The sequence below is a fragment of the Flagellimonas algicida genome (genome assembly GCF_049629585.1).
Classification (GTDB): Bacteria; Bacteroidota; Bacteroidia; order Flavobacteriales; family Flavobacteriaceae; genus Flagellimonas.
The window spans coordinates 52,538-76,911 of the sequence record NZ_JBMYIX010000002.1 but is presented as its reverse complement, the minus strand read 5'-3'; the positions used below and the strand labels follow the sequence as shown (position 1 = coordinate 76,911).

Genomic DNA, 24,374 nt, shown 5'->3' with positions numbered 1-24,374 from the left:
AACAATATGTTATTTTTGTGGTGAAGCCAAACTAAACCTAAAAATGAAAACAATCTCAGCGGTAGTTGAACATTACATTAAAAAGAAACCTTTTTTGCAAACCGCCCTAGCGCAGGGTATTATCAACCTAACCTCACTTTCCCGTCAAATCAAGCCCGAAATTGCCGATGAATTAGGTAAGGACGTCAAAGATGGGGCCATCGTCATGGCGCTCAAAAGACTGTCCGACGATCTTGAATTCAGGGCTACGCACAGAATAGTGAAAGTTCTCAAGAACATTGGGGAAATTACAGTACGCTCCAATTTAACCGATTACACGTTCTTGGCCTCTGACACCATCTTACAACAACAGGCCCGTCTCTTGGAAGAAGTGAATGCCAATCAAGATGTGTTCTATACCTCTTCCCGTGGGGTGAATGAAATCAACATTGTGATCAGCAATATCATGGATCGCGTGGTGGAAAAGTATTTTAAGACGGAGCGTTGCACCCAGAAGGTGGAAGGACTTTCCTCGATTACCGTAAAACTCCCATCAGAAAATGTGTCGGTACCCGGAATCTATTACTTCATTTTCCAGCGATTGGCCTGGGAGGGCATCATTTTGTACGAAGTGATCTCCACCACCAACGAGTTTACCATTTTAGTCAATGAAGAGCAGGTTGATGTGGCCTTTAAGACCATCAAAGACCTGAAGCTCCTTTAATGTTTTAACTCCTGCAAGAGGGAATTTAAATCCAGTGACTTGGTGTACATATCCAATGTGCCATCATTTTTCTGTGGCCACATTTCCCTTGGTTTGTCCCAATACAGTTCAACGCCGTTTCCATCGGGATCATCCAGATATAGGGCTTCTGAAACCCCATGGTCTGCTGCACCTGTCAATGGATGATCTGCTTCCAACAAGCGATTTAAAATAATGGCCAAATCCTTTCGGGTTGGGTAAAGAATGGCCGTATGGAACAATCCTACGGTATTCTTGGGTGCAGGAGGTGCATTTTTGCTTTGCCAAGTGTTCAATCCAATGTGGTGATGGTACCCTCCTGCCGAAATAAAAGCAGCTTGGTCTCCATAGGTCTGGGTCAACTCAAAACCCAAAAGCCCACAATAAAAGTCAAGGGCACGTTGTAAATCCGAAACTTTAAGGTGTATGTGACCAATTCGGGTTTGGGATGGAATGGAATAAGCGGTAGTCTTGTTCATAAAAGCATTTTTTATAAAAATAACCATTGAAAACGTTCCAATAACAATTGTTAACTTCAAACCATCTTTAAGTTTATTTGCTATATGAAATCAATATTAAAGCTTACGTTCCTTATAAGTCTATTGGGTTATGCCCCCATAATGGCACAAGATTTCTTTTTTCCAGAAAGAAATCAACCTTGGAAAACGGCCAACAAGAATCAATTTAAGTATGATGTGCAGCATTTGGAAAAGGCTGTGGATTTTGCCAAGGCAAATGAATATTCCGAATCTCGTGATTTACGCCGTGCCATTTTGAAAGGTTTTGAACGAGAGCCCTTTCATGAAATTTTGGGACCTACCAAAAAACGGGGAGGTCCTGCGGGAATGATTTTGAAGGATGGCTATGTCCTTGCTTCATGGGGGGATACCAAGCGGGTGGATATGACCTTTAGTGTTACCAAGAGCTTTTTGTCCACGGTAGCGGGATTGGCAGAAGATGCTGGGTTGATCCAGGATACCAAGGACAAAGTGGCCCATTATGTTTGGGACGGAACTTTTGATGGAGAGCACAACGCCAAAATTACTTGGGAACATCTATTGCAGCAAAACTCGGATTGGTCCGGGGAGCTTTGGGGTTTGAAGGACTGGGCGGACCGTCCACCCAATGAAGGGGGACTGGACGACTGGAAATTCCGAAAGCTTAACGAACCGGGTACGGTCATGGAATACAATGATGTGCGGGTGAATGTTTTGGCCTATTCCCTGACCAATGTATGGCGAAAGCCTCTGCCCATGGTCTTAAAGGAGCGGTTGATGGATAAAATAGGTGCCACTACCACTTGGCGTTGGTATGGCTATGACCATGCTTGGACAGAGATAGATGGGCTACAAATGAAATCGGTCACTGGAGGAGGTCATTCAGGTGCCGGTTTATTTATCTCCACCGAAGATATGGCCCGTTTTGGAATGGTGTTTCTGAATCAAGGTAAGTGGGATCAAGAACAATTGATCAGTCAGGAGTGGATCAAAAAGGCCACACAGCCTTCAGTGCCCAATGTAAATTATGGATATATGTGGTGGCTCAACCAAAAAGGTTCACGGCATTGGGAAGGAGTGCCCGAACATCTGTTCTATGCAGCAGGTTTTGGAGGCAATTTTATTGTGGTGGACCAAAAAAATGGATTACTCATGGTAACCCGATGGCTGGAACCTTCAAAAATTGGAGATTTTGTAAAGCAGGTGTACGAAGCATTTTAAACGTGTTTTTATGCCAAGTTGATATCACAAAACCTAAATTGAATGGTATTTTCTGGGTCTGATGGATTATCGTAGGTCTTAAAGACCTTTTCTCCAAGGGTAAATGGAATGGGAGCCCTAAAAATGGGTCCATCAAAACAGAACGTATGGTATTCCCCGTTTTCACCACAAGGGTCAACATCTGAGGGAAATTTGTTTAGGAGTTCTTGGGACAATTCCTGTCCCAAAAAGGATGCGTCCAATTTTGAGTTATTGATGCAAATAATCACTGCCCGAAACCCCAATCCCAAGAATTCTTCTATCAATTGTTTGGTGTCTTTTTTCCATAATGGAAAAAGTGTGGTCAATCCATAAGGTTGAAGCATGTCCTCCCGATATTGCTTTAGGTCTTCCAGAAAGATGTCCCCAAAACCCGTATGGGTATACCCTTCGGACCGTAATTGGGTAACTGTGTTCCGCATCAACTCATTGTATTGTTCCATACTGGGTTTTTCAGGAACTTCAAGGACCTCCAAAGGAATGCCAACAGATGCCGCTTGGGCTTCTAAAACCTTTCTGGGTAGGCCATGCATGGAAACCCGATCGTAGTGTGCATTTACGGTGGTCAATAATCGGTCAATATCATAATTGCCTTGTTTCAACAGATAGTGGAATGCCAATGCGGAATCCTTTCCGGAACTCCAGTTGAAATAGGTCTTTGGTTTTTGTGACATAACAGGATATTGGACTATGATACCGCTACTTTCTGGGGGCTAAGGGGTTCCAAAACCTTTAACGCCTTTTCCACACTGGTGACCCGGTCGAATACCAACAATAATCGTAACCCATTTCGGGTCTGCTTTTCCTTGAGCTTCGCTTGTTGGGGATGGTGCTGTACATATTGCAACACTTGGGTGAAGGCGGCAGTTTGGTAAAACATGGATTGTTGGTCTGCGATGAAATAGCCCATGAACTTGCCTTTTTTCATGATGACCTTTTCCAGACCAATATGCGTGGCGATCCATTTTATTCGAATGGAATTCAACAAATCCACGGCTTGCTGTGGCAGTTCCCCAAAACGATCTATCAGCTCGGATTCATATTTTAAGAGTCCTTCCTCATCCTTGATTTCATTGAGTTGGGTGTAGAGGTTCAAGCGCTCCGTGATGTTGTTGATATAGTCATCTGGGAAGAGCAGTTCAAAGTCCGTATCCAGTTGAATGTCCTTCACAAAAACCTTTTCCTTGTGGCCCTCCACTTCCTCGTACAACTCCTTAAACTCATTTTCCTTGAGTTCTTCTATGGCTTCGGTCAATATTTTCTGATAGGTCTCAAATCCTATTTCGTTGATGAAACCACTCTGTTCCCCGCCCAATAGATCACCGGCACCACGGATTTCCAAATCCTTCATGGCAATGTTGAATCCACTTCCCAAATCGGTAAATTGCTCTAGGGCCTCGATACGCTTTCGGGCGTCGGGCGTCATGACTTCATAGGGAGGAGTGATAAAGAAACAGAACGCTTTTTTGTTGCTTCGACCCACACGGCCCCGCATTTGGTGTAGGTCGCTCAATCCAAAATTATTGGCATTGTTGATGAAAATGGTGTTGGCGTTGGTCACGTCCAATCCACTTTCCACAATGGTGGTGGAAACCAGTACATCAAACTCCCCATTCATAAAGGCCAGCATGAGCTGCTCCAGTTTTTTGCCCTCCATCTGTCCGTGGCCTATCCCAATTTTGGCATCGGGGACCAAGCGTTGGATCATTCCGGCCACTTCCTTGATGTTTTCAATACGGTTGTGGATAAAAAATACCTGCCCACCTCGTTGAATTTCATAGGAAACCGCATCACGGATGATCTCTTCATTGAATCGAATGACCTGACTTTCGATAGGGTATCGGTTGGGTGGCGGTGTGTTGATGACGGATAGGTCCCGGGCTGCCATCAAACTAAATTGTAGGGTTCTTGGGATAGGTGTGGCGGTAAGGGTAAGCACATCAACATTTTGCTTGATGGAACGGAGCTTTTCCTTTACTGAAACCCCGAATTTTTGCTCTTCATCCACAATCAATAATCCCAATTCCTTGAACTGGACATTTTTGTTGACCAACTGGTGGGTTCCGATGATAATATCGATCTTGCCTGCCGCCAGACGCTCCAGAACATCTTTCTTCTCCTTGGCGGTCCTAAAACGGTTCAAGTAATCCACAGTTACGGGCATGTCCTTCAAACGCTCCCTAAAGGTCCTGCTGTGTTGGAATGCCAAGATGGTGGTTGGTACCAAAATAGCCACTTGTTTTCCGTTGTCCACGGCTTTGAAAGCTGCCCGGATGGCCACTTCGGTCTTTCCAAAGCCTACATCACCACAAATAAGTCGGTCCATAGGGCGTTCACTCTCCATGTCCTTTTTGACATCTTGGGTGGATTTTTCCTGATCAGGGGTGTCCTCATACAAAAATGAAGCCTCCAACTCGTGTTGCAAATAACTGTCCGGGGCATATTGAAACCCTTTTTCCAGCCTCCTTTTGGCATACACTTGGATGAGGTTAAAAGCAATTTTCTTGACCCGGCTCTTGGTCTTCTGTTTGAGGTTTTTCCAAGCCGCTGAACCTAGCTTGTATATTTTTGGGGGTGCCCCGTCCTTGCCGTTGTATTTGGAAATTTTGTGAAGGGAGTGGATGCTGACATATAATATGTCCCGATCGCCATAGACCAATTTGATGGCCTCCTGTTTCTTGCCTTCCACATCTATTTTCTGCAGTCCCCCAAATTTGCCTATACCATGATCAATATGGGTTACGTAATCCCCAATCTCCAATTTGTTGAGCTCTTTCAGGGTAATGGCCTGTTTTTTGGCGTACCCATTTTTTAGGTGGAATTTATGGTAGCGCTCAAAAATTTGATGGTCCGTATAGCAGGCCAGTTTTAGATCTACATCAATGAAACCTTGATAGAGTGGAAAAACCAAGGTCTGGTAGTGTACAGTCTGGTCCACTTCCTCAAAAATATCGTGAAGACGCTTGGCCTGTTGTTCGGTAGAACAGAAAATATAATTGGTGAAACCCGCTTCCCGATTCTCATTGAGGTTTTCAATAAGCAGGTCGAATTTTTTATTGAAGGCGGGTTGGGGTCTGGTGTTGAATTGAATGGCAACACCATTGTTCCCTGTCTGCTTCTCGACTTCGCTCGAAGTGACAGTTGCTCCTATTTCAACACACAGAAAATCCTGTAATTGGGATTTTAGCAGAGTGGAGTCCACAAAAAGTTCGTTGGGCTTTGCGTGTTTGATTTCCTCGCTCAGTTTGGTAAAACTTTCTTCCGCCTTGGCAAAAAAGGAATCAATGCGGTCATAGATCAAAGCTGGGTTTTTGGCAAAAACCACCGTTTTGGGTGAAATGTACTTAAGGAAACTCTCGCGGCTCTCCTGCAAAAACTTGTTCTCCACATTGGGAATAATGGTGATCTTCTTCACCTTTTCCAAAGAAAGCTGGGTCTCTACATCAAACGTGCGGATGCTGTCCACTTCGTCCCCAAAAAACTCAATGCGATAAGGCTCATCGTGTGAAAACGAAAATACATCTACAATACCTCCTCGTACCGAAAATTCCCCGGGTTCGGTCACAAAATCCACTCGTTTGAACTGGTATTCGAAAAGCACCTCGTTCAAAAAGTCCAGTGAAAGGGTGTCCTCCAATTTTATCTTGAGGGTGCTCTTGTCCAGTTCCTTTCGGGTGACCACTTTTTCAAAAAGGGCATCGGGATAGGTGACAATCACCGCCGGTTTTTTTCTGGAGTTGATGCGATTGAGGACTTCGGCCCGCAGCAGCACATTGGCATTGTCCGTCTCTTCAATTTGATAAGGCCTTCGATAGCTGCCTGGGTAAAAAAGCACATCTTTCTCCCCAATCAACTGTTCCAAATCGTTCAAGTGGTAGGCAGCCTCTTCCTTATCGTTCAAAATCAATAGAAAAGGCGCATCGACCGATTTAAAGGCTTCGGAAAGTACAAAGGAAAGGGACGAACCCACAAGGCCTTTGATGTTGATTTTTTGGAAGGGTTGCGACTTGTCAGAGGAGGTCGAACCTCCATTTTGTGCAATAGTATTCCGCAGTTTTCCGAGTGGGGAAGACTGTGCGTAATGTTGGGAAATGGAGGCTTTGGTCAATCCAAAAACTTTGCGGCAAAGATAAAATGAAATGTTTTTTTATAAAAAGTGTTTTTTTGGATTTCTTACATTCATTGCATTCAGTTCGAAATGACCTTTACAGAGCGATGTCATTTCTAGCCCTGTCCTGGGTGTATGCGAAGGAGCTGTGAGAAAACTTTTTGGTTTTTGACACGAATGACACGAATATTCCAGGTTGTCATTTTGAGCCCTGTCCTGAGTATATGCAAAGGAGCTGTGAGAAATCTATGAGTTGGTGAGATTTCTCAATCGTCGTTGACTCCTCATTTCGAAATGACATCAGATTAAATAATCGATTGGTCAAAGGAGCAATAAGGTGATATCGGATAGTTTTGGCATGAATCATATTGATTGTGGGAATGCTCGTTACATGGTCATTTCGAACCGAGTGAAGGGAGTGAGAGAAATCTTTTTGTATTGACACGAATGGCACTAATTGTTGCAAATGTTCTGTTGTTATTTCGAGCTCTGCCCTGAGTGTATGCGAAGGGGCTGTGAGAAATCCATGGGTTGGTGAGATTTCTCAATCAATGCTCCGTATCTCATATCGAAATGACAAATCAGAGGTGTTTTCAAGTAGAGCTATAAACGGAGTTGAAGGGACATTTTTGGAAATCTAAACCTTGACCACACTACCTTCCACAATCGCAAATACCTCATCATTTTTTGAGGGCTTTAGGGTGTGGGTTCCCGTAAACTCCCCAAAAGCGGGTAGAATCATCTGGTTTTTGGATTTAAAAAAGCAGGGGAGCCGCAGGCTTTGCCTTCCCAACCCTCGTAACTTTACGGCAGGATGGATGTGACCGCAAAACGTGAATTTATCTACTTGTGTTTCGGGATGATGGGTCAATAAAAAATCATCGATGAGGAGTTCCGGGAAGATGGCGATGTTGAGCTGTTCAAATTTTAAGGGTGAAATGATATCGTGGTTTCCGGTCACCAAAATGATTTCCGCAGGGGTCTTGGCTACCCAATTTTCAAATAGTTCCCATTCCTTATTGAGCGAAGAATGAAACAGATCCCCCAAAAAACAAATTTGAAAAGGTTGAAGTTCGGACACAATTTGATCCAACAGCATATAATTTTTATGGACAGCCTTTTGAGGGACAGCAGCCCCAAACTTTCTAAAGTGCGACACCTTTCCCAGATGCACATCGCTGATGAGCAACAGCGATTTTTCCACCCAAAATACCCCGCCCAAAGGGTGCAATTGGAACATCTGATTTTGTATGGTAATGTTATGTGCCACGATAGTTTGTCGGCACAAATGTAAGGGTATTGTCCCTTCTAACGGATGCGGGAAATCTTTTTGTATTGACTCGGATGGCACGGATTGTTACTGATGTTCCATTTAGTCATTTCGAACCTAGCGAAGCGGGTGTGAGAAATCTATTCAAAACAAGATTTCTCAATCGTTGTCGACTCCTCATATCGAAATGACATCAGATTAAATAATCGATTGGTCAAAGGAGCAATAAGGTGATATCGGATAGTTTTGGCATGAATGATATTGATTGTGGGAATGCTCGTTACATGGTCATTTCGAACCGAGCGAAGCGGGTGTGAGAAATCTTTTTTGGCTTTGACACGAATGGCACTAATTTTTGCAAATGTTCTATGGTCATTTCGAGCGCAGTCGAGAAATCTTAGGATTGGTTATGGATTTCTCAATCGTCGCCGACTCCTCATTTCGAAAAGACAAATAAAAGGGAAGAGGGCAGTTATCGGGTCAGTTTTGCAGTCATGCGTTTAATGCGGTCTGCCAATTTCTCATTGGACAACTTTTCTCGAAGACGGTCCGTTATGATGGGAAACGAAAATGGAGTGGCCTGACTGCACTTTTTCCAAACAATTTCCTGTTGGGCAATACGCTCCAAGGCCAAGCGCAAACGTCCCTCTTCCAACTGATGTTCAAAGGTTTCGGTAAAGGCTTGCTGGTAGAGGAGGTTATCATCCTCAAAATCCTTGAACACATCGAACAGTAATTGGGAACTGCTTTGAAGATGCTTCATCTTCACTCCCTTCTCGGGGTAACCGGTAAAGACCATGCCACTGATGACGGCAATATCCCTAAATTTCCTTCGGGCCATTTCATTGCTGTTCAAACTTTTTTGAAGGTCGGAGAGCATATAATCAGCGGTGAATAGATTGTTGTCCAGAATATCCTGAATGTTAATTTCTTTATCGGACAACAGTTCAAACCCATAATCGTTAAAGGCCAAGGAGCAGGTAATAGGGGTCAGCAAACTGATGCGATAGGCCAGCAGGCTGCTCATCCCCTCATGGATGGCCCTACCTTCAAACGGATAAAAAATATGGTGGTACCCGTCATTGGACTTAAAGGTCTCTATCAAAAACTGATGGGGCAACGGGACAATACTTTCCTGCCGTTGCTTTGCAAACATGGGAGCAAGCGCCCTAATTTCAGGCCCTTGTTGAGAAATTGGTAGCTGTGCAGTATACAGTTCTTGTCGCAACAATTCGGACATTTTTGCAGAAAAACTAAGTCGACCGCCCATCCAACTTGGAATTTTATTGCTGCGTTTGGAAGAATTGCGTACTTGTGCCGACATGCCCTTGATCCGGATGAATTCCAGATTCCTTCCCGCAAAGGTGAACACGTCGCCCGGGGTGAGTTTTGAGATGAACGATTCTTCAATGGTCCCAATATAGCCTCCTTTTTGGTAACGGACCGATAGACTGGCATCGCCTACAATGGTCCCGATCTGAAATCGGTGGCGCATGGCAACTGTTCTACTGTTCACCTTAAACCGGCCATCTTCCTCGACCTCCACCTTTTTATATTCATCATAACTTTTTAGGCTTTGACTACCCATGACCAAAAAATTGAGGAGCCATTGCCACTGCTCATCGGTAAGGGCTTGGTAGCAGAAGGTCTGTTTGATTTCTGGATATATTTCTTCGGGGAAAAATCCATCGGAAACCGCTAAGGTGGTTAGGTATTGTATCAATACATCAAAACTGTTTAAATACGGAATACGGTCCTCCACAGCACTGTTCAACACCGCTTTTTGCATGGCCGAAGCTTCTATGAGTTCCATGGCATGGGTGGGCAAAAAGTAAATGATGCTTTCCTTTCCGGGTCGATGTCCACTTCTTCCGGCACGTTGTAAAAAACGGGCTACCCCTTTGGGGCCACCAATTTGGACTACGGTCTCCACGGGGGCAAAATCAACCCCCAAATCAAGACTGGAGGTGCAGACCACGGCCTTGAGGCTTTCATTTCGGATGGCCTGCTCCACCCATAGACGGGTATCCTTGTTGATGCTACCATGGTGCATGGCCATTTCCCCGGCAAATTCTGGATACTTTTCCAATATTTTTTGAAACCAGATCTCGCATTGGCTGCGGGTGTTGGTGAAGAGGAGGGTAGTCTTGCTGTTATGGATAATGGGCACGACCTCATCCAGCAAATGCAGTCCCAAATGACCCCGCCACGGAAAAGTCTCCATTTGCTCGGGGATGATGCTCTTTACGGTGATTTTTTTGTTGAGGTTGGCCTTCACCAATACTGAGTTTTCCAAGGCAGGGGAAGAGGGTCCCAACAACACTTCCCGGGCCTGTTCCAAATTACCTATGGTGGCCGAGATGCCCCAAATGCGAAGATTTTTACAGACCGTTTTTAATCGGGAAAGTCCCAACTCCATCTGAACACCCCGTTTGGTACCCAGCAGTTCGTGCCATTCGTCCACCACAATGGCGGAGCAATCCTTGAAAAGCTTGGCATATCCTTTTGAGGATAACAACAATTGTAGGCTTTCAGGAGTAGTGATCAACAGATCGGGCATGGTGGTACGCTGCTTGGCCCGTTCCTTGGTAGAGGTATCGCCGGTTCTAATGCCCACGGTCATTTGGGTGTCCAGATCTTGGGTAATGCGTTCCGCGGATTGTTTTATCTCTTGGGACAAAGCCCGGAGGGGAGTGATCCAAATCGCTTTTAATCCCTTCTTATGCTTGGTTCTATGATCAGGGTGGTTTTTAATGTAATTGAGCACGATGGGAAACCAAAGGGCATAGGTTTTTCCACTTCCCGTTGGGGCGTTCAGTAATCCGTGCTTTCCTTCTAAAAATGCCTTCCAGGTTTCCTTTTGAAAAGGAAAAGGTTTCCAGCCTTGTTGGCTGAACCAGCTTTCGGCAATATGGAAAAGCTCGGAATCTTTCAGATTTATATACTTGAGGGTTGAACAACGGTACGAAAATTACAAATTTCTTTTGGTCGCATTTTTATGAACCTTTCTACTTTAAAATTTATATTTGTGCCACAAAATTTCAAGTATGCCCATTTTAGATTTATACGAGCACGGAGATCACAGGAAAAATTTGGCCCATTTTGCCACTTTGGCCACTTTGGCAGCTGTGGATGGTGAAATCAATCCAGAAGAGAAAGCCATTTTGGACAAATTTGCCTTTAAGCTCAATATCACTGATGCAGAGTATAAGGAGGTGATGGAGAAAGGGAACAAGTATCCCATTGAGACTCCGCACAGTGGCGAGAAACGCTACCAAAGATTGTTCGAGTTCTTCCAGATTATATTTTCTGACCATCAAATTGATGAGCCCGAGCGTAAAATCGTGGAGCGGTATGCCATTGGTTTAGGGTTTTCTCCAAAAACTGCCAACCAGATTATAGATAAGTCCATAGCCATTTTCACTGGGAAAATCGATTTTGACGATTACCACAGGATCATGATGCGTAAGGACAGTTAGGCGTTGGCCATAAACTCTTCCGCTTTTTCAACCATTTTTTTACTTCCGCAGAAGAAGGGAACCCGTTCATGGAGTTCAGTAGGCTGAATGTCCATGACCCGTTGGAACCCATCGCTGGCTTTTCCATTGGCCTGCTCCGCTATGAACGCCATGGGATTACACTCGTATAGCAACCGTAGTTTACCCTTATGGGCCTTGCTGCTCTTGGGGTACATGTAAATCCCCCCTTTGATCATGTTCCTGTGAAAATCGGAAACCAAGGAACCTATATATCTGGAGGTATAGGGTCTATCACCTTCTTCTTTTTGGCAATATTTGATGTAGTCCTTCACACCTTGGGGAAAATGGATGTAGTTGCCCTCATTGACGGAATAGATATTTCCATCCTCGGGATATTGCATATTGGGATGCGAAAGATAGAAAGTGCCCAAAGCCGGGTTTAGGGTAAAACCATTAACGCCACTTCCTGTGGTATAAACGAGCATGGTAGATGTGCCATAGATGATATACCCTGCAGCAATCTGGTTTTTTCCAGGTTGAAGAAAATCTTCAAGGGTCACAGGTGTGCCCACAGGTGTGATTCTTCGGTACACCGAAAAAATGGTCCCCACTGAAACATTGACGTCTATGTTGGACGAACCATCCAAGGGGTCTATGAGCACCACATACTTGTTCTGGTGCTGTTTGTCAAAACTGTTGATGCTGATGAAATCGTCTTCCTCTTCAGAGGCAATACCACAAACAATCTCCCTATTTTTAAGGGTCTGAATGAACTTCTCGTTGGCCAGAACGTCCAATTTTTGTTGGCTTTCGCCTTGGATGTTGGTTTCACCGGCAGCACCGATGATGTCCACAAGTCCAGCTTTGTTCACTTCGTGGTTCACCACTTTGGCGGCCAAGCGGATGCCATTGAGGAGTCTGGAGAGTTCACCAGAGGAATATTGAAAAGAATCTTGGTTGGCGATGATAAATTCACCTAGGGTGCGATGCTGCTTATCAAACATGGAAGGTTGTTTTATTTGACGACAAATATCGTGCATTTTGTGAAACTATATCGATTTCGTTGATCTTAAGTTTTAGATATTTATAACTTTGAGTTTTATTTGTAACAAATGGAATACTTGATTAGAAACGCCCGGAAAGAAGATATGGGGCAAGTCTTGAAACTGGTTCAGGAACTTGCCGATTTCGAGAACGAACCCGAAGCGGTGGAAGTTACCCAAGCCGACTTGGAAAAGGATGGTTTTGGGGAAAATAAGTTGTTCCATTGTTTTGTGGCCGAAGTGGCTGATGAGATTGTGGGGATTGCCCTGGTCTACCCCAGATATTCCACTTGGAAAGGTCCAGTTATCCATTTGGAAGACCTTATCGTAGCCGAAAAAATGAGGGGTAGTGGTCTGGGGACCGCCTTGTTGGATGAGGTGGTAAAGTATGGGCACAACCTTGGCGTGAAACGGATATGTTGGGAGGTGCTGGATTGGAACGACCCTGCCATCGAGTTCTATGAAAAGAAAGGGGCCAACGTACTACGGGACTGGGATGTGGTGCAGTTGGACGAAAAAGGAATTGAAAATTATATGGAAGATTTGGTTTGAACTTCCAATTAACAATACTATAGCATGAGAGTTTTTAAGTTTGGAGGGGCTTCTGTAAAAGATGCCGATGGTGTAAAGAATGTGGTAAATGTCCTGAATCAAATGGGGCACAAGGATACTTTGGTGGTTATTTCCGCAATGGGAAAGACCACCAATGCCATGGAGAAGGTGGTAGAGGCTTATTTCAAGGATAAGGATGCCGTGGTCGGGATATTGCAAGATGTTATGGATTATCACGGTGCCATTTTGGGGGATTTGTTTGAGAACCCATCACATCCGGTATATGCAAAAGTTAAATTGCTTTTTGAAGAAGTCAAAGGATTTTTAACATGGAACAAGTCGCCAAAATATGCCTTTGTGTACGATCAAGTAGTGGGCTATGGAGAATTGGTTTCCACAACCATTGTCAGTGAGTATCTCAACGAAGTAGGATTGTCCAATGCTTGGTTGGATGTCCGTACCTTGATCAAAACGGACAACAATTATAGAGATGCGCAGATCAATTGGGAGCGTACCCAAACCGAAGTTTCCGCAAAGGTGGATATGTCCAAGTTGAACATTACCCAAGGCTTTTTAGGGAGTGATGACAATAACTTTACCACTACTTTGGGAAGGGAAGGCTCGGATTATACAGCGGCTATTTTGGCCTACTGCCTCAACGCGGAATCCGTTACCATCTGGAAGGATGTTCCCGGTGTGTTGAATGCCGACCCGAGAAACTTCAAGGAGACCCAGCTATTGGAGCAAATTTCATACAGGGAGGCCATAGAATTGGCCTTTTACGGGGCCTCTGTGATTCACCCTAAAACCTTGCAGCCTTTGCAGCGTAAGGAAATTCCGCTGCATGTGAAATCGTTCGTAAAACCATCGGATAAGGGCACCACTGTGGGCAAAGGGGTCAATATAGTCCCCAAGATACCATGCTTTATCGTTAAAAAAGATCAGGTGCTCCTTAAACTGTCCTCATTGGATTTTTCATTCATTGTGGAGGACAACATCAGTGAAATCTTCAAGTTGTTCCATGACCATAGATTAAAAGTGGACCTGATCCAAAACTCCGCCATTAGTTTTTCAGTTTGTCTGGACAACAAATTCAATGGACTTCAGCCCATGTTGGATGAACTGAAGCGAAAATTCAAGGTGGTCTGTCATGAAGATGTAGCCCTTTACACCATTCGCCATTTTGATGACAACGCCGTTAAATCCCTTCAAAATGGAAAGTCCGTACTTGTGGAGCAACGCGGTAAGGAAACGGTCCAGCTCGTGGTGAAATAGGGTTGATAGCAATACTTTTTTAGACCCTGACCCCAATACCCGTAATTTTCTATCTTTACGTTTACCTAAACAATAAAAAATTCATGGGGCTGGTTTCTGCGAAAGAGGTGGCAAAGGTGATTCACCTGGACAAGTATGGCTTTTTGGGCACTTTTGTGGGCTGGCTTTTAATGGTAGCCACCAAGATTACTTCCATAAACCGATTTTACAACAAGAACAAGGAACTCGCTGGTCCCGAATTTTTGGAGTCCATTTTGGAGTATTATGAAATTGACTTTGAGGTTCCGGAGGAAGATTTAAAACGACTCCCCAAAACGGGTCCGTACATTACCATCAGCAATCACCCTTTGGGGGGCATAGATGGGGTCCTGCTATTGAAACTAATGCTGCACGAACGTGAGGATTTCAAGATCATAGCCAATTTTTTGCTGCACCGTATTGAGCCATTGAAACCCTACATTATGCCTGTAAATCCTTTTGAAAACCATAAGGATGCCAAAAGCAGTGTTATGGGATTCAAAAATGCACTCAAACATTTACAGGAAGGTCATCCACTGGGGATTTTCCCCGCTGGGGAAGTGTCCACATACCGGGATGGCAAATTGGTGGTGGACCGACCATGGGAGGAAGCAGCCATCAAATTGATTCGCAAGGCCGAAGTGCCGGTGGTACCCATTTACTTTCATGCGCGCAACAGTCGACTTTTTTACAGATTGTCCAAAATGAACGATGTGTTCAGGACGGCCAAGTTGCCCTCGGAACTGACATCACAAAGTAGAAGACCTATAAAAGTTCGGATAGGTCAACCCATATCCGTGGCCACACAAAACGAAGAGGAAACCTTGGAATCCTACACGGAGCTGCTCCGCAAAAAAACCTATCTCTTGGCCAATGTGTTCGAGAAGGAACGTTTGATCGATAAGGTCCCAACCACGCTGAAGATTCCCAAGCCTCCCAAAAAGATAGCTACACCTGTCAGCTCCAAAGTTTTGGAAGGTGAGGTGGAAAAATTGCGGGAAAAAGACTGTAGGGTACTCCAAAGCAAGAATTATGAGGTATATCTGGCCCAACAGAAAGACATCCCTTTTATTTTGAATGAAATAGGAAGGCAGCGTGAGATTACGTTCCGCGAAGTAGGGGAGGGAACCAATAACGCCATTGATTTGGATAAGTTTGACTCCTACTACCACCATCTCTTTTTATGGGATGATGAGGATAAGAAGATTGTTGGGGCCTACCGTATGGGATTGGGGTCCGAAATCTTCAAGCAATATGGAATAGACGGTTTCTACCTGCAAGATCTTTTCCGCTTTGAGCCGGAACTTTATGGAATGATGGAAAAATCCATTGAAATGGGGAGGGCCTATATCATCAAGGAATATCAGCAGAAACCCATGCCCCTTTTCCTATTGTGGAAAGGGATTGTACATACCACATTGCGTCACCCTGAGCACAAATATCTGATCGGTGGGGTGAGCATCAGCAACCAGTTTTCCAATTTCTCCAAATCCCTCATGATCGAATTCATGAAATCCAATTATTGGGATCCCTACGTGGCGCAATACATCCGCCCCAAAAAGGAGTTCAAGGTAAAGCTCAATGATGCGGACAAGGAGTTTGTTTTTGACGAGACCCAAGCCGACCTCAACAAGTTTGATAAACTGATCAGTGAAGTGGAGCCAGGCAGCCTTCGCTTGCCCGTTCTGATCAAGAAATACATCAAACAGAACGCCAAAGTAGTGGCCTTTAATGTAGATCCACTCTTTAACAATTCCGTGGATGGACTCATGTACATACGGATTGCAGACCTACCCGAAAGCACGGTAAAACCCGTTATGGAAGAATTTCAAGCAGAGTTGGAACGTAAAATGGGGCAATGAGTCGGTCATTGAAAATCTTTTTGGCAATTGGGGTCCTTTCCATATTTAGTGTTCAGGTACGGTCCCAAGAGATAACTGGAACCGTTCTTGACTCTAGGACCAAAGAGCCCATTTTTGGCGCTTCGGTGTATTATGACGGGAGTTCCGTGGGCACTATGACCGATGAAAACGGGAATTTTGAAATTGGCCTTCCCTACCGGAACAATGCTGTTTTGGTGATAAGCCATTTAGGGTATCAGGCCAAGGAAATGGTCAATTTGCCCGATGATGCCGTGTTACGCGTACTCCTCCAAGAACAGATGGAAGACCTTCAGGAAGTAGTGTTGACTTCAGATCCTTTTTCGCGTAGGGAGAAGTTGGAAGTCTTTCGTTTGGAGTTTTTGGGGGACACCCGGGGAGGACGTTCCAGTATCATTGAGAACGAAAAGGAAATACGGCTGTACTTTAACTCGGAAGACAATACCCTTTCCGCATACTGCGATAAGCCCGTTGTAATTCAGAATAATTATTTAGGCTACCGAATTTATTTTAATATTGATGAGTTCAAGATTTTCTTCAAAAGGAAAAGTCTGGAACGTGTCGACAATATCCACCAGACCATTTTTGATGGCTCTACCCGTTTTTTTGACACCTCCCAAGGGAATCCCAAGATTGCGGATCGTAGGGAAAAGACTTATTTGGGTTCTCCGAGACATTTCATGAGGGCCTGTTGGTATGGCGATATGGATAGCCAGAATTTTAAGCTCAAAAAGAACTATAAAGATGTGGTCCTGACGGATTTTATGGTGAATATGGCCAAGCCCAATGAGGATTTAAGGGATATCCGGTTTATGGGTAGCCAATATGTAATCTATTACAGGCAAAATGGCAATTATAGGTCCACACTCAAGATCAATGAATTGGACACAACCTATATTTTGGATAGATATGGAAACTATTCCCCCTTTGAAAACCTAGCTTTTGGAGGCCATATGTCTGACTACCGCTTAGGAGATATGCTTCCTATGGACTACGGTCTCTGATATTATTGGTCAGGCCATAAGTTCCTCCTTGACAAAATCATGGCAAAACTCCTTGATTTCTTCCCGAGTCTTTAAAAAAGCATCGTGGATTTCCTTTTCATTGCCCTTGACCTTTGACGGGTCAAAAAAGTTTTGATGGATGCGTCTGGCATTTTTGGCCGGGATAAAAGGGCAGTTTTCCTTGGCGTGGTCGCATACGGTGATGATGTAGTCCCAATCAATGCCGGTATACTCATCCACGTGGTTGGAGGTATGGTTGGAAATGTCAATCTTGTCTTCTTTCATGATGGCCACCGCTCCAGGATTAAGTCCATGGGTCTCTATTCCTGCGCTATAGATATTCGCAAGTTTATCTTGAAAATAGTTGAGGTAACCATGGGCCATTTGGCTTCTACAGGAATTTCCGGTACAAAGTACCAATACGTTTTTCATTTTTTATTTGGTTTTTGATGTGATGCTTATGCTATTCCAACCTTATTACTACGCCTTTCAAACAACAGGTTGTCTTTCCAGGCCCCGTGGATTTTACCCACGCGTTCGCGCTTGCCAATATAGCGAAAACCCACTGTTTCATGGAGTTTTACACTTGCTTTATTTTCAGGGAAAATACCGGATTGCAATGTCCAGAATCCAGCCTCTTCACTTTCGGAAATGAGCTGTTGCATAAGCTGTTTTCCAACGCCTTTTCCGCGGCTATTGGAGCCAATGTACACACTCACTTCGGCCACCCCTCCGTATACACATCTACTTGAGACGGGAGATAGTGCCGCCCAACCCAATACAATGCCATTTTCCTCAGCGACCAATCTACATGAGCTGATATGGGACCGGTCCCAACTCTCATAGGTTGGGGCTTTGGTCTCGAAGGTGGCAAAACCAGTTGTTATACCTTCGGTGTAGATTTGTTGTACCTGCTCCCAATCGGAAGCTTTCATGCCACGGATCAACATGGGGTCTTTTTTAACAGCAACCCGATCCTGGGGAGCAACTGGCTTCGGTTTCAATGGGTGATGCAGTGGAAGCTGGTTCAACACCACAGGTTTCCTTTGCTTTGCAATCTGTTTTTTCAACGGATAGTTTTATAATGAGTCTTTTTTCATCCAGAGTATAATCATCCACAAAAAGCTGGGCCGTGTGAAAGTCATCGTTGCTGTATTCAAATTTGACTTCAGCGTCTTTTTGCATAGGCTTTATCCGGTCCACCTTGTTGAGGATGGACAGGGCCTTGTACACGGACATAAAATCCCTTTTGCCAATTTCCTTGGGACTTTCCCAAAGCTGGACCACGGTTTCTTTCCAGAAATCCGTTCCGGCGCCACAATCAACAGAGTCTACGGTAATGTTTTTTACTTCAGTGATATGATAATTGGCCCCAACAAATTTATCCTTTGTGTATTCAAAGAGAAGACTTTTGTCTTGGTGTTGTTGGAGGATGGATAAAAATTCTGATGTTTTCATGTTAACAACAATTACGGTTAATATTGGAAAAGAACGTATGGAAGGCTTGTTGGAGCTCTTCCCAGCGTTCCTGATTAATGCAGTAGCAAAGATTTTTCCCCTCAAAAGTTCCCTTGAGCAAACCAATTTTCTTGATTTCGTTCAAATGTTGGGATATGGTGGGTTGGGCCAGACCGATCACATCCACCAAGTCATTGCAGATACAAGCATCCTGTTTGCTGATATATTCCAGGATGGCCACACGCGCAGGATGCGCCATGACCTTGGCTATTTGGGCCAATTCGTTATGCGTTGGTGAAAATATATGTGTTTTGGAAGCTCCCATATGAGCGTATTCTTCTTTAGTGTTTAGTTTTATATTGCAATATTACGATAAAGCAAGTAAAAATAAAAGCCAGAAGAGAAAAATCTGGCTTTTTGTATCTGTTTTATAGGCTCTTGAACCAGTTTTGGAAGTGCTCACCTACCAAAAAGACCGGTTTTTGGGTTCCGTTTATGGCGCCGATCAAACTAATGACCCAAAGAACAACCGGGAATATCCATCCAATAAGGTTTACCACTGGGATGATCCCCAAGACAAACCCAACCAGAAAAATGCCGAGTACCTGTCTTACATAAAAAGAACCTATCTCGGTTTTGTTGCTGCTGTTCATGATGATGGCAATGATCCACCCGATCAAAGTCAAATGGGCAATAAGGGCAACCGTTTTTCCGCTATCAGGATTTTTGGGATCAAAGGTCTCCTTTACATCCTCTTTGAAATCACTTGCGGCATCTTTGGCTTCCTCCGCAGCTTCCTTGGCTGCATCTTTCGCTTTGTCAAAAGCTTCTTCGGCTTTATCTCCTAAGTCTTTTTTTTCTTCGGACATGGTTTTAATGTGTTGGTTAAACGAGTTCTAAATGTAACAAATTATTCAATACCTAAAGAAATGCTTTATCAACAGGTTCCCATAGTTCCAACTTATTGCCTTCCGGGTCCATGATCCATCCAAATTTGCCATAGTCGTATTCCTCTATTTCGCCCACTACGGTGACGCCCTCTTTTTTTAAGGCTTCCAACAATTCCACCAAGTTCTCTACCCTAAAGTTCATCATAAACTGCTTTTCACTGGGTTGAAAATAGGTAGTGTCTTCGGCGAAGGGACTCCATTGGGTCATACAATCATCTCCCTTTTGATCTTTCCACCAAAAGGAACATCCATATTGGTCCGTGTTAAGGCCCAGGTGGGTCTTGTACCAATCCTTGATTTTGTTCGGGTCTTTGGTCTTAAAGAAAAATCCCCCGATTCCTGTTACTCTTTGTTTCATGGTCGTTTAATGTTTTGTTCATATAAGGTTATCCAATCCTGAGGGGTCATTTTTTGGCATAGTTCGGCAATCAGTCCAAAAGGAATGTTCTTGCCATTCTTAAAACGAATACAGCTTTTCCCCATGTCCAATTTGGTCGATACATGTTTTGGGTATTCCTCTACAAACCAATTATAAAGATTAGGGTTGGCATAAATGCCAGAATGATATAGGGCTATGAAATTTTTCTGTGATGCGATATTGATAAAGGGCAGGGGCAAGGTGGGATTGCAGTGGTACCCATCTGGATATAGGGAATGTGGAACCACATAGCCAATCATTTTATAACTGATGCATTCCTGAAAACCTTCGGGGAGATTTGTCTTGACTGTTTCCCTTAATTTGGAAACAGCCTCCCGACGGTCTTCGGGGACCTTGCGGATATATTCGTCCGGGGTTTGGGCATCTATGGTCATTTTCAGTGAATTTTGCCAACGGCCCAAGCCAATAATAGAATGGCTTAGGGTTTTAAAGTTAACAAAATTTCTCTTTGACCTTGTCCACAATGGTTTGGGCCAATTTTTCTTTACTTTCCACGGTCCATCCAGCCACGTGGGGAGTCAATAGTACATTTTTGGCTTTCCGAAGGTATTTGAAGGCCTTGGGTTTTTGGATGAACATGTTCTCAAAGGACTTCTTTTCATATTCCAGCACATCCAATCCGGCACCCAATACTTTTCCGGATTTTAATCCCATGACCAAGTCTTTGGTCACCACGCATTTTCCCCGGGCCGTGTTCAATAACCAAAAGGATTTGTGAAATGCATCTATGAATTCGGAGTTGACCATGCCCACGGTAAGTTCGGTCTGGGGTACGTGAAGGCTTACGACATCCGATTTTTGTTGAAATTCCATGATACCGACTTGGCGGGCATTTTCATCACCGACCCCTCCCACAATATCATAACAGATGACTTCCACATCAAATCCACGCAGCTTTTTGGCAAATGCCTTACCCATGTTTCCGTAGCCCACTATGCCCACGGTTTTACCATCCAGCTCCACGCCACGGTTCCCTTCGCGGTCCCATTTTCCTTTTTTCACCTCGCGGTTGGCCTTGCCCATGTGGTTCATTAGGGACAATAGCATACCCAAGGTGTGTTCGCCCACCGCATTCCGGTTGCCTTCTGGGGCTGAGGCAAGGAAGATGCCCTTATGTTTGGCATGCTCCACATCAATGTTTTCCAAGCCTGCACCGACCCTTCCAATAAACTTTAAATTGGAGGCCTTGTCCAAGAACTGTTGGTCCAAGGTAAATCTACTTCGGATGATCACACCGTCGTATTCGTGTATTTTGCGTTCCACTTCTTCCTTGGAAGAAACGTAATCTTCATGATTTTCAAAACCCAGTTGGGCAAACTGTTCCAGAAGTAGGGGGTGGTTGGTATCCAGATGGAGAATTTTCATGGAGGCAAATATACAATTCCTAGATTTTTGGATATATGGTCTGTGTTTTTTCATGCTGGACGTCCCCAGTGTGGGCCGTGGTCAGCTTTTCAAAAAGGAGCACATGTACCTCTTCCCCATTTTTGGTCATGGGGTTGTGTTCCACTCCCTTGGGCACCACAATGATCTCTCCTTCCTTCACTACCTCGGTCCGGTCCCTAAACTGCATATAAAGGGTGCCTTTGATCACTTGGAATAGCTCGTCTTCATGTTCGTGGGCATGCCAGACAAACTCTCCCTGCAACTTGGCCAATAGTACTTGCATATTGTCCACCACCGCAATTTGGTGCGGGTGCCATTGGTTGGTGAATTCGGTATGTTTTTGCTGTAGATTGATGGGCTTCATCTTTCCAATATTAGTTTTTTGATCAGTGAAATTTGACCTAGGTGATAATAACTGTGTTCAATCACTCCTTCTATGTTTCGCAAGTAGGTTCCGTACTTTTCATCAACAAAGGGAGTGTCCAGCAGGGCGTCCTCCATTTTTTCCACATGCATGGCAAATTTTTCGGAGTTGACCAGAAATTCCCCAACCAAGTTCCTCCAATCCGTTTCCGAAGTCATAGCGGGCATATCAAAGCTGTATGTATCCCTAATTTCGAGTTTTCCTCCTTCAAATACATTCAAAATACCGCCCAGGTAATAATTAAGGTGGTATGTGAGCAAGGCTATGGTATTCAGGGATTGTATCCTTTGATTGGCCTGTTGCCACGATATGCTTTCTATCTGTTCCTTGATGTTGGTTTGGGCAATCCAATGACCACTCAACAGGACTTCCCTTAATCTGGTTGCCATGAATTCACTTCGTGTCATCTTGGTTTGCTTTTAAGTTGAAAGGAATTAAATCCCCAAAATAATCTTGGCAATCAAAAAATAGATGAGGATTCCAAAGATATCGTTACTTGTAGTGATAAAAGGGCCTGTGGCTATGGCGGGGTCTATGTCTCTTTTATGGAGGAAAAGAGGGATAAAGGTCCCGATCAGCCCTGCTACTACTATGACCACTACCAACGAGAGTGAAATGGCTAGGGCCGTACTGAAGGATCCCTTCCAAACCCAAGTGAAGAACAAGAGCAAGATGGCTAAGATAAGTCCATTCAAGAGTGCCAACAACATTTCCTTGACGAGGCGGTTGCTGATACTTCCCTTGAGGTCATCGTTGGCGAGACCTTGCACGATAATGGCGCTGGACTGTACCCCAACATTACCAGCCATAGCCGCTATCAGCGGGGTAAAGAAGAAAAGCACCGCATGTTTGGATATCATTTCCTCAAATCCACCCATGATGGCAGCGGCGCCCAAACCTCCCATAAGTCCCAATATAAGCCAAGGCAATCGGGCGCGGGTAAGGACCCAGATGCTATCATCGGCCTCAACATCTTGGGAAATACCGGCAGCCATTTGGTAATCCTTATCGGCTTCTTCTTTGATCACGTCCACAATATCGTCAATGGTAATGCGGCCCACCAATCTGCCCACTTCGTCCACCACGGGAATGGCCTCCAAGTCGTATTTGGACATAATCTTTGCCACTTCTTCGCCTTTTTCGTTAACGGTCACGGAATCCACTTTTGGGATATACACATCTTTGATGTTGGTCTTGGTGGAGGTGGTCAATAAGTCCTTCAAAGAGAGTCTTCCTTTTAGCCTCCCCTCATCGTCCACTACATATATGGAGTGTACCCGGGTCACATTTTCGGCTTGGGCCCTCATTTCCTTGACGCAGGTGAGCACGTTCCAATTTTCGTTCACCTTTACCAATTCCTTCGCCATAAGTCCACCGGCACTGTCCTCGTCATAGCGTAGCAGGTCCACAATATGTTTGGCGTGTTCCCGATCCTCGATCTCGGAGATGACCTCTTGGACCATCTCTTTGGGCAGCTCATTGATGATATCGGCGGCATCATCCGTGTCCAACTCCTCCAACTCCCCGGCGATTTCCTTTGCCGTAAGGTTTTTCAATACGGCTTCCCGGATATCTTCATGCATTTCCGCAAGGATATCCGATGTTTTCTCACTATCCAGAAGCTTAATGAGGTAGGTGGCTTCATCCACATCGAGTTCATCCGCTATTTCGGCAATATCGGCATAGTGGAACTCCTGCATCATGGACTGAAGGTCGGTGTTTCTCTTTTCCGATATCAGTTGCTGGATTTCTTCTAAAAGCTCGTCTGTAAGTTTAAACGGGGTCATTGGCTATCTTTTGGGTCAACGTTACAAAATCTGCCACACTGAGCTGTTCTGGGCGCTGGTCAAAGATAGTATCTTCTTTGAGATTATCGGAAAGATCAAAGGTTTTAAGGCTGTTACGGAGCGTTTTTCGTCTTTGGTTGAAAGCTGTTTTTACCACCTTGAAGAACAGATGCTCATCACAGGGAAGTTTCAGTTCTGGTTTTCGGGTGAGGCGCAATACCCCGGAATGCACTTTTGGTGGAGGGTCAAAAACCTGGGGTGGTACGGAAAACAAATATTCGGCCTCGTAGAAGGCCTGTACCAAGACCGATAGAATGCCATAGGTCTTGCTTCCCGGTTTTTCACAAATGCGCTGGGCCACTTCTTTTTGGAACATTCCCGAAAATTCTGGGATCTGTTGCCGGATCTCCAACATTTTAAAGACAATCTGACTTGAGATGTTGTAGGGGAAGTTTCCAGTTATGGCAAATTGCTCTTCACCGTAAAGGTTTCGTAGATCAAACTTTAGAAAATCAGCTTCAATAATATTGAGGCGATTGTTCTTTTTAAGGATTTCGGAATGTTCAAGGGGAAAACTGTGGTTTAGGTATATGATGGATTCTTCGTCCAAGTCCATGGCCACCAGATCTACATCTCGTTGTAAAAGGTACTTGGTGAGCACGCCCATTCCCGGACCTATCTCCAAAACGTTGGTATAGCCTTTAAGGCTAAGGGTTTCCGCTATGTTGCGTGCCACCGTTTCGTCTTTCAGGAAATGTTGCCCCAAATGCTTTTTGGCCTTTACCGCACCATTTTCCTGCCCATTTTCCATACGTTTGGGCCG

Annotated in this window: 25 protein-coding genes; 7 read left to right on the top strand and 18 right to left on the bottom strand. The window is 44.5% G+C overall.

Annotated features, from left to right (window positions below):
* The first annotated feature begins 43 nt into the window (after positions 1–43).
* On the top strand, positions 44–703 hold the full coding sequence (locus tag ACPD8L_RS09115) for an aspartate kinase (protein WP_116216971.1): 660 nt from the start codon (positions 44–46) through the stop codon (positions 701–703).
* On the opposite strand, the gene ACPD8L_RS09110 is transcribed toward ACPD8L_RS09115, so the two are convergent.
* Positions 700–1,200 (bottom strand): VOC family protein, encoded by a 501-nt coding sequence (locus ACPD8L_RS09110; protein ID WP_116217640.1) that lies wholly within the window; start codon positions 1,198–1,200, stop codon positions 700–702. The two genes, ACPD8L_RS09115 and ACPD8L_RS09110, sit on opposite strands and share 4 nt — an antisense overlap.
* An 84-nt stretch (positions 1,201–1,284) precedes the next feature.
* Here ACPD8L_RS09110 and ACPD8L_RS09105 point away from each other — a divergent pair, with 84 nt between their 5' ends.
* Entirely contained in the window at positions 1,285–2,439 is a 1,155-nt protein-coding gene (locus ACPD8L_RS09105) for a serine hydrolase domain-containing protein (RefSeq protein WP_423943047.1), read from the top strand.
* Between the two features lie 8 nt (positions 2,440–2,447).
* On the opposite strand, the gene ACPD8L_RS09100 is transcribed toward ACPD8L_RS09105, so the two are convergent.
* The 4 genes from ACPD8L_RS09100 to ACPD8L_RS09085 form a co-directional block, all read right to left on the bottom strand.
* Entirely contained in the window at positions 2,448–3,152 is a 705-nt protein-coding gene (locus ACPD8L_RS09100; RefSeq protein WP_423943046.1) for a Dph6-related ATP pyrophosphatase, read from the bottom strand.
* 14 nt (positions 3,153–3,166) lie between these two features.
* Positions 3,167–6,586 (bottom strand): transcription-repair coupling factor, encoded by a 3,420-nt coding sequence (gene mfd, locus ACPD8L_RS09095; RefSeq protein ID WP_423943044.1) that lies wholly within the window; start codon positions 6,584–6,586, stop codon positions 3,167–3,169.
* Between the two features lie 637 nt (positions 6,587–7,223).
* Positions 7,224–7,856, bottom strand: coding sequence for a ligase-associated DNA damage response endonuclease PdeM (gene pdeM, locus ACPD8L_RS09090; RefSeq protein WP_421810623.1), 633 nt, complete (start codon positions 7,854–7,856; stop codon positions 7,224–7,226).
* Positions 7,857–8,328: 472 nt separating this feature from the next.
* Positions 8,329–10,791 carry a ligase-associated DNA damage response DEXH box helicase gene (locus tag ACPD8L_RS09085; RefSeq protein WP_293304705.1) on the bottom strand — a complete coding sequence of 821 codons (2,463 nt, stop codon included), beginning with the start codon at positions 10,789–10,791 and terminating at the stop codon, positions 8,329–8,331.
* Between the two features lie 112 nt (positions 10,792–10,903).
* Between ACPD8L_RS09085 and ACPD8L_RS09080 the strand changes: the two genes are divergently transcribed.
* Positions 10,904–11,335 carry a TerB family tellurite resistance protein gene (locus ACPD8L_RS09080; protein ID WP_116216977.1) on the top strand — a complete coding sequence of 144 codons (432 nt, stop codon included), beginning with the start codon at positions 10,904–10,906 and terminating at the stop codon, positions 11,333–11,335.
* On the opposite strand, the gene fbp is transcribed toward ACPD8L_RS09080, so the two are convergent.
* Positions 11,332–12,339: a class 1 fructose-bisphosphatase gene (gene fbp / locus ACPD8L_RS09075; RefSeq protein WP_116216978.1), complete on the bottom strand. Its 1,008-nt coding sequence runs from the start codon at positions 12,337–12,339 to the stop codon at positions 11,332–11,334. The two genes, ACPD8L_RS09080 and fbp, sit on opposite strands and share 4 nt — an antisense overlap.
* Positions 12,340–12,447: 108 nt before the next feature.
* Here fbp and ACPD8L_RS09070 point away from each other — a divergent pair, with 108 nt between their 5' ends.
* The 4 genes from ACPD8L_RS09070 (at position 12,448) to ACPD8L_RS09055 (ending at position 17,107) form a co-directional block, all read left to right on the top strand.
* Entirely contained in the window at positions 12,448–12,930 is a 483-nt protein-coding gene (locus ACPD8L_RS09070; protein WP_116216979.1) for a GNAT family N-acetyltransferase, read from the top strand.
* Positions 12,931–12,954: 24 nt separating this feature from the next.
* Positions 12,955–14,205, top strand: a complete 1,251-nt coding sequence (locus ACPD8L_RS09065) for an aspartate kinase (RefSeq protein ID WP_116216980.1) — start codon at positions 12,955–12,957, stop codon at positions 14,203–14,205.
* A gap of 83 nt (positions 14,206–14,288) precedes the next feature.
* Positions 14,289–16,085 carry a GNAT family N-acyltransferase gene (locus tag ACPD8L_RS09060; protein ID WP_423943040.1) on the top strand — a complete coding sequence of 599 codons (1,797 nt, stop codon included), beginning with the start codon at positions 14,289–14,291 and terminating at the stop codon, positions 16,083–16,085.
* Positions 16,082–17,107, top strand: a complete 1,026-nt coding sequence (locus ACPD8L_RS09055) for a carboxypeptidase-like regulatory domain-containing protein (protein ID WP_421810624.1) — start codon at positions 16,082–16,084, stop codon at positions 17,105–17,107. Before ACPD8L_RS09060 ends, ACPD8L_RS09055 begins: the two co-directional genes overlap by 4 nt.
* A 9-nt stretch (positions 17,108–17,116) precedes the next feature.
* On the opposite strand, the gene ACPD8L_RS09050 is transcribed toward ACPD8L_RS09055, so the two are convergent.
* The 12 genes from ACPD8L_RS09050 to rsmA all read right to left on the bottom strand — a co-directional run bounded on the left by ACPD8L_RS09050 (position 17,117) and on the right by rsmA (position 24,362).
* A complete protein-coding gene (locus tag ACPD8L_RS09050) occupies positions 17,117–17,539 on the bottom strand; it encodes an arsenate reductase ArsC (RefSeq protein ID WP_423943039.1) in 423 nt (140 codons plus the stop codon).
* Positions 17,540–17,565: 26 nt separating this feature from the next.
* The gene (locus ACPD8L_RS09045) at positions 17,566–18,057 is read right to left on the bottom strand and encodes a GNAT family N-acetyltransferase (protein WP_116216984.1); all 492 of its coding nucleotides are present in this window, start codon (positions 18,055–18,057) and stop codon (positions 17,566–17,568) included.
* A 10-nt stretch (positions 18,058–18,067) separates the two neighbouring features.
* A complete protein-coding gene (locus tag ACPD8L_RS09040; RefSeq protein ID WP_116216985.1) occupies positions 18,068–18,565 on the bottom strand; it encodes a DUF6428 family protein in 498 nt (165 codons plus the stop codon).
* 1 nt (position 18,566) lies between these two features.
* On the bottom strand, positions 18,567–18,890 hold the full coding sequence (locus ACPD8L_RS09035) for an ArsR/SmtB family transcription factor (RefSeq protein ID WP_116216986.1): 324 nt from the start codon (positions 18,888–18,890) through the stop codon (positions 18,567–18,569).
* Between the two features lie 103 nt (positions 18,891–18,993).
* Complete coding sequence (locus ACPD8L_RS09030; protein ID WP_293303414.1) at positions 18,994–19,434, bottom strand: YtxH domain-containing protein; 441 nt, start codon at positions 19,432–19,434, stop codon at positions 18,994–18,996.
* Between the two features lie 52 nt (positions 19,435–19,486).
* Positions 19,487–19,873 carry a VOC family protein gene (locus ACPD8L_RS09025; protein WP_116216988.1) on the bottom strand — a complete coding sequence of 129 codons (387 nt, stop codon included), beginning with the start codon at positions 19,871–19,873 and terminating at the stop codon, positions 19,487–19,489.
* Positions 19,870–20,328 (bottom strand): DUF1801 domain-containing protein, encoded by a 459-nt coding sequence (locus ACPD8L_RS09020; RefSeq protein ID WP_421810627.1) that lies wholly within the window; start codon positions 20,326–20,328, stop codon positions 19,870–19,872. Before ACPD8L_RS09020 ends, ACPD8L_RS09025 begins: the two co-directional genes overlap by 4 nt.
* Positions 20,329–20,386: 58 nt before the next feature.
* Positions 20,387–21,319 carry a 2-hydroxyacid dehydrogenase gene (locus ACPD8L_RS09015; protein ID WP_423943037.1) on the bottom strand — a complete coding sequence of 311 codons (933 nt, stop codon included), beginning with the start codon at positions 21,317–21,319 and terminating at the stop codon, positions 20,387–20,389.
* Between the two features lie 19 nt (positions 21,320–21,338).
* Positions 21,339–21,704 (bottom strand): cupin domain-containing protein, encoded by a 366-nt coding sequence (locus tag ACPD8L_RS09010; protein ID WP_423943035.1) that lies wholly within the window; start codon positions 21,702–21,704, stop codon positions 21,339–21,341.
* Positions 21,701–22,171, bottom strand: a complete 471-nt coding sequence (locus ACPD8L_RS09005) for a DUF1572 domain-containing protein (RefSeq protein WP_293303410.1) — start codon at positions 22,169–22,171, stop codon at positions 21,701–21,703. The genes ACPD8L_RS09010 and ACPD8L_RS09005 overlap by 4 nt, the downstream gene beginning before the upstream one ends.
* A 27-nt stretch (positions 22,172–22,198) precedes the next feature.
* Complete coding sequence (gene mgtE / locus ACPD8L_RS09000; protein ID WP_116216993.1) at positions 22,199–23,551, bottom strand: magnesium transporter; 1,353 nt, start codon at positions 23,549–23,551, stop codon at positions 22,199–22,201.
* On the bottom strand, positions 23,538–24,362 hold the full coding sequence (rsmA, locus tag ACPD8L_RS08995; RefSeq protein ID WP_293304703.1) for a 16S rRNA (adenine(1518)-N(6)/adenine(1519)-N(6))-dimethyltransferase RsmA: 825 nt from the start codon (positions 24,360–24,362) through the stop codon (positions 23,538–23,540). Before rsmA ends, mgtE begins: the two co-directional genes overlap by 14 nt.
* Between the last annotated feature and the right edge of the window lie 12 nt (positions 24,363–24,374).

What these genes read in the sequence shown, in the direction of transcription:
- ACPD8L_RS09115 (WP_116216971.1), top strand. Translation starts at nt 44, where the DNA reads ATGAAAACAATCTCAGCGGTAGTTGAACATTACATTAAAAAGAAACCT.
- ACPD8L_RS09110 (WP_116217640.1), bottom strand. Translation starts at nt 1,200, where the DNA reads ATGAACAAGACTACCGCTTATTCCATTCCATCCCAAACCCGAATTGGT.
- ACPD8L_RS09105 (WP_423943047.1), top strand. Translation starts at nt 1,285, where the DNA reads ATGAAATCAATATTAAAGCTTACGTTCCTTATAAGTCTATTGGGTTAT.
- ACPD8L_RS09100 (WP_423943046.1), bottom strand. Translation starts at nt 3,152, where the DNA reads ATGTCACAAAAACCAAAGACCTATTTCAACTGGAGTTCCGGAAAGGAT.
- ACPD8L_RS09080 (WP_116216977.1), top strand. Translation starts at nt 10,904, where the DNA reads ATGCCCATTTTAGATTTATACGAGCACGGAGATCACAGGAAAAATTTG.
- fbp (WP_116216978.1), bottom strand. Translation starts at nt 12,339, where the DNA reads ATGTTTGATAAGCAGCATCGCACCCTAGGTGAATTTATCATCGCCAAC.
- ACPD8L_RS09070 (WP_116216979.1), top strand. Translation starts at nt 12,448, where the DNA reads ATGGAATACTTGATTAGAAACGCCCGGAAAGAAGATATGGGGCAAGTC.
- ACPD8L_RS09065 (WP_116216980.1), top strand. Translation starts at nt 12,955, where the DNA reads ATGAGAGTTTTTAAGTTTGGAGGGGCTTCTGTAAAAGATGCCGATGGT.
- ACPD8L_RS09060 (WP_423943040.1), top strand. Translation starts at nt 14,289, where the DNA reads ATGGGGCTGGTTTCTGCGAAAGAGGTGGCAAAGGTGATTCACCTGGAC.
- ACPD8L_RS09055 (WP_421810624.1), top strand. Translation starts at nt 16,082, where the DNA reads ATGAGTCGGTCATTGAAAATCTTTTTGGCAATTGGGGTCCTTTCCATA.
- ACPD8L_RS09050 (WP_423943039.1), bottom strand. Translation starts at nt 17,539, where the DNA reads ATGAAAAACGTATTGGTACTTTGTACCGGAAATTCCTGTAGAAGCCAA.
- ACPD8L_RS09045 (WP_116216984.1), bottom strand. Translation starts at nt 18,057, where the DNA reads ATGTTGATCCGTGGCATGAAAGCTTCCGATTGGGAGCAGGTACAACAA.
- ACPD8L_RS09040 (WP_116216985.1), bottom strand. Translation starts at nt 18,565, where the DNA reads ATGAAAACATCAGAATTTTTATCCATCCTCCAACAACACCAAGACAAA.
- ACPD8L_RS09035 (WP_116216986.1), bottom strand. Translation starts at nt 18,890, where the DNA reads ATGGGAGCTTCCAAAACACATATATTTTCACCAACGCATAACGAATTG.
- ACPD8L_RS09030 (WP_293303414.1), bottom strand. Translation starts at nt 19,434, where the DNA reads ATGTCCGAAGAAAAAAAAGACTTAGGAGATAAAGCCGAAGAAGCTTTT.
- ACPD8L_RS09025 (WP_116216988.1), bottom strand. Translation starts at nt 19,873, where the DNA reads ATGAAACAAAGAGTAACAGGAATCGGGGGATTTTTCTTTAAGACCAAA.
- ACPD8L_RS09020 (WP_421810627.1), bottom strand. Translation starts at nt 20,328, where the DNA reads ATGACCATAGATGCCCAAACCCCGGACGAATATATCCGCAAGGTCCCC.
- ACPD8L_RS09015 (WP_423943037.1), bottom strand. Translation starts at nt 21,319, where the DNA reads ATGAAAATTCTCCATCTGGATACCAACCACCCCCTACTTCTGGAACAG.
- ACPD8L_RS09010 (WP_423943035.1), bottom strand. Translation starts at nt 21,704, where the DNA reads ATGAAGCCCATCAATCTACAGCAAAAACATACCGAATTCACCAACCAA.
- ACPD8L_RS09005 (WP_293303410.1), bottom strand. Translation starts at nt 22,171, where the DNA reads ATGACACGAAGTGAATTCATGGCAACCAGATTAAGGGAAGTCCTGTTG.
- mgtE (WP_116216993.1), bottom strand. Translation starts at nt 23,551, where the DNA reads ATGACCCCGTTTAAACTTACAGACGAGCTTTTAGAAGAAATCCAGCAA.
- rsmA (WP_293304703.1), bottom strand. Translation starts at nt 24,362, where the DNA reads ATGGAAAATGGGCAGGAAAATGGTGCGGTAAAGGCCAAAAAGCATTTG.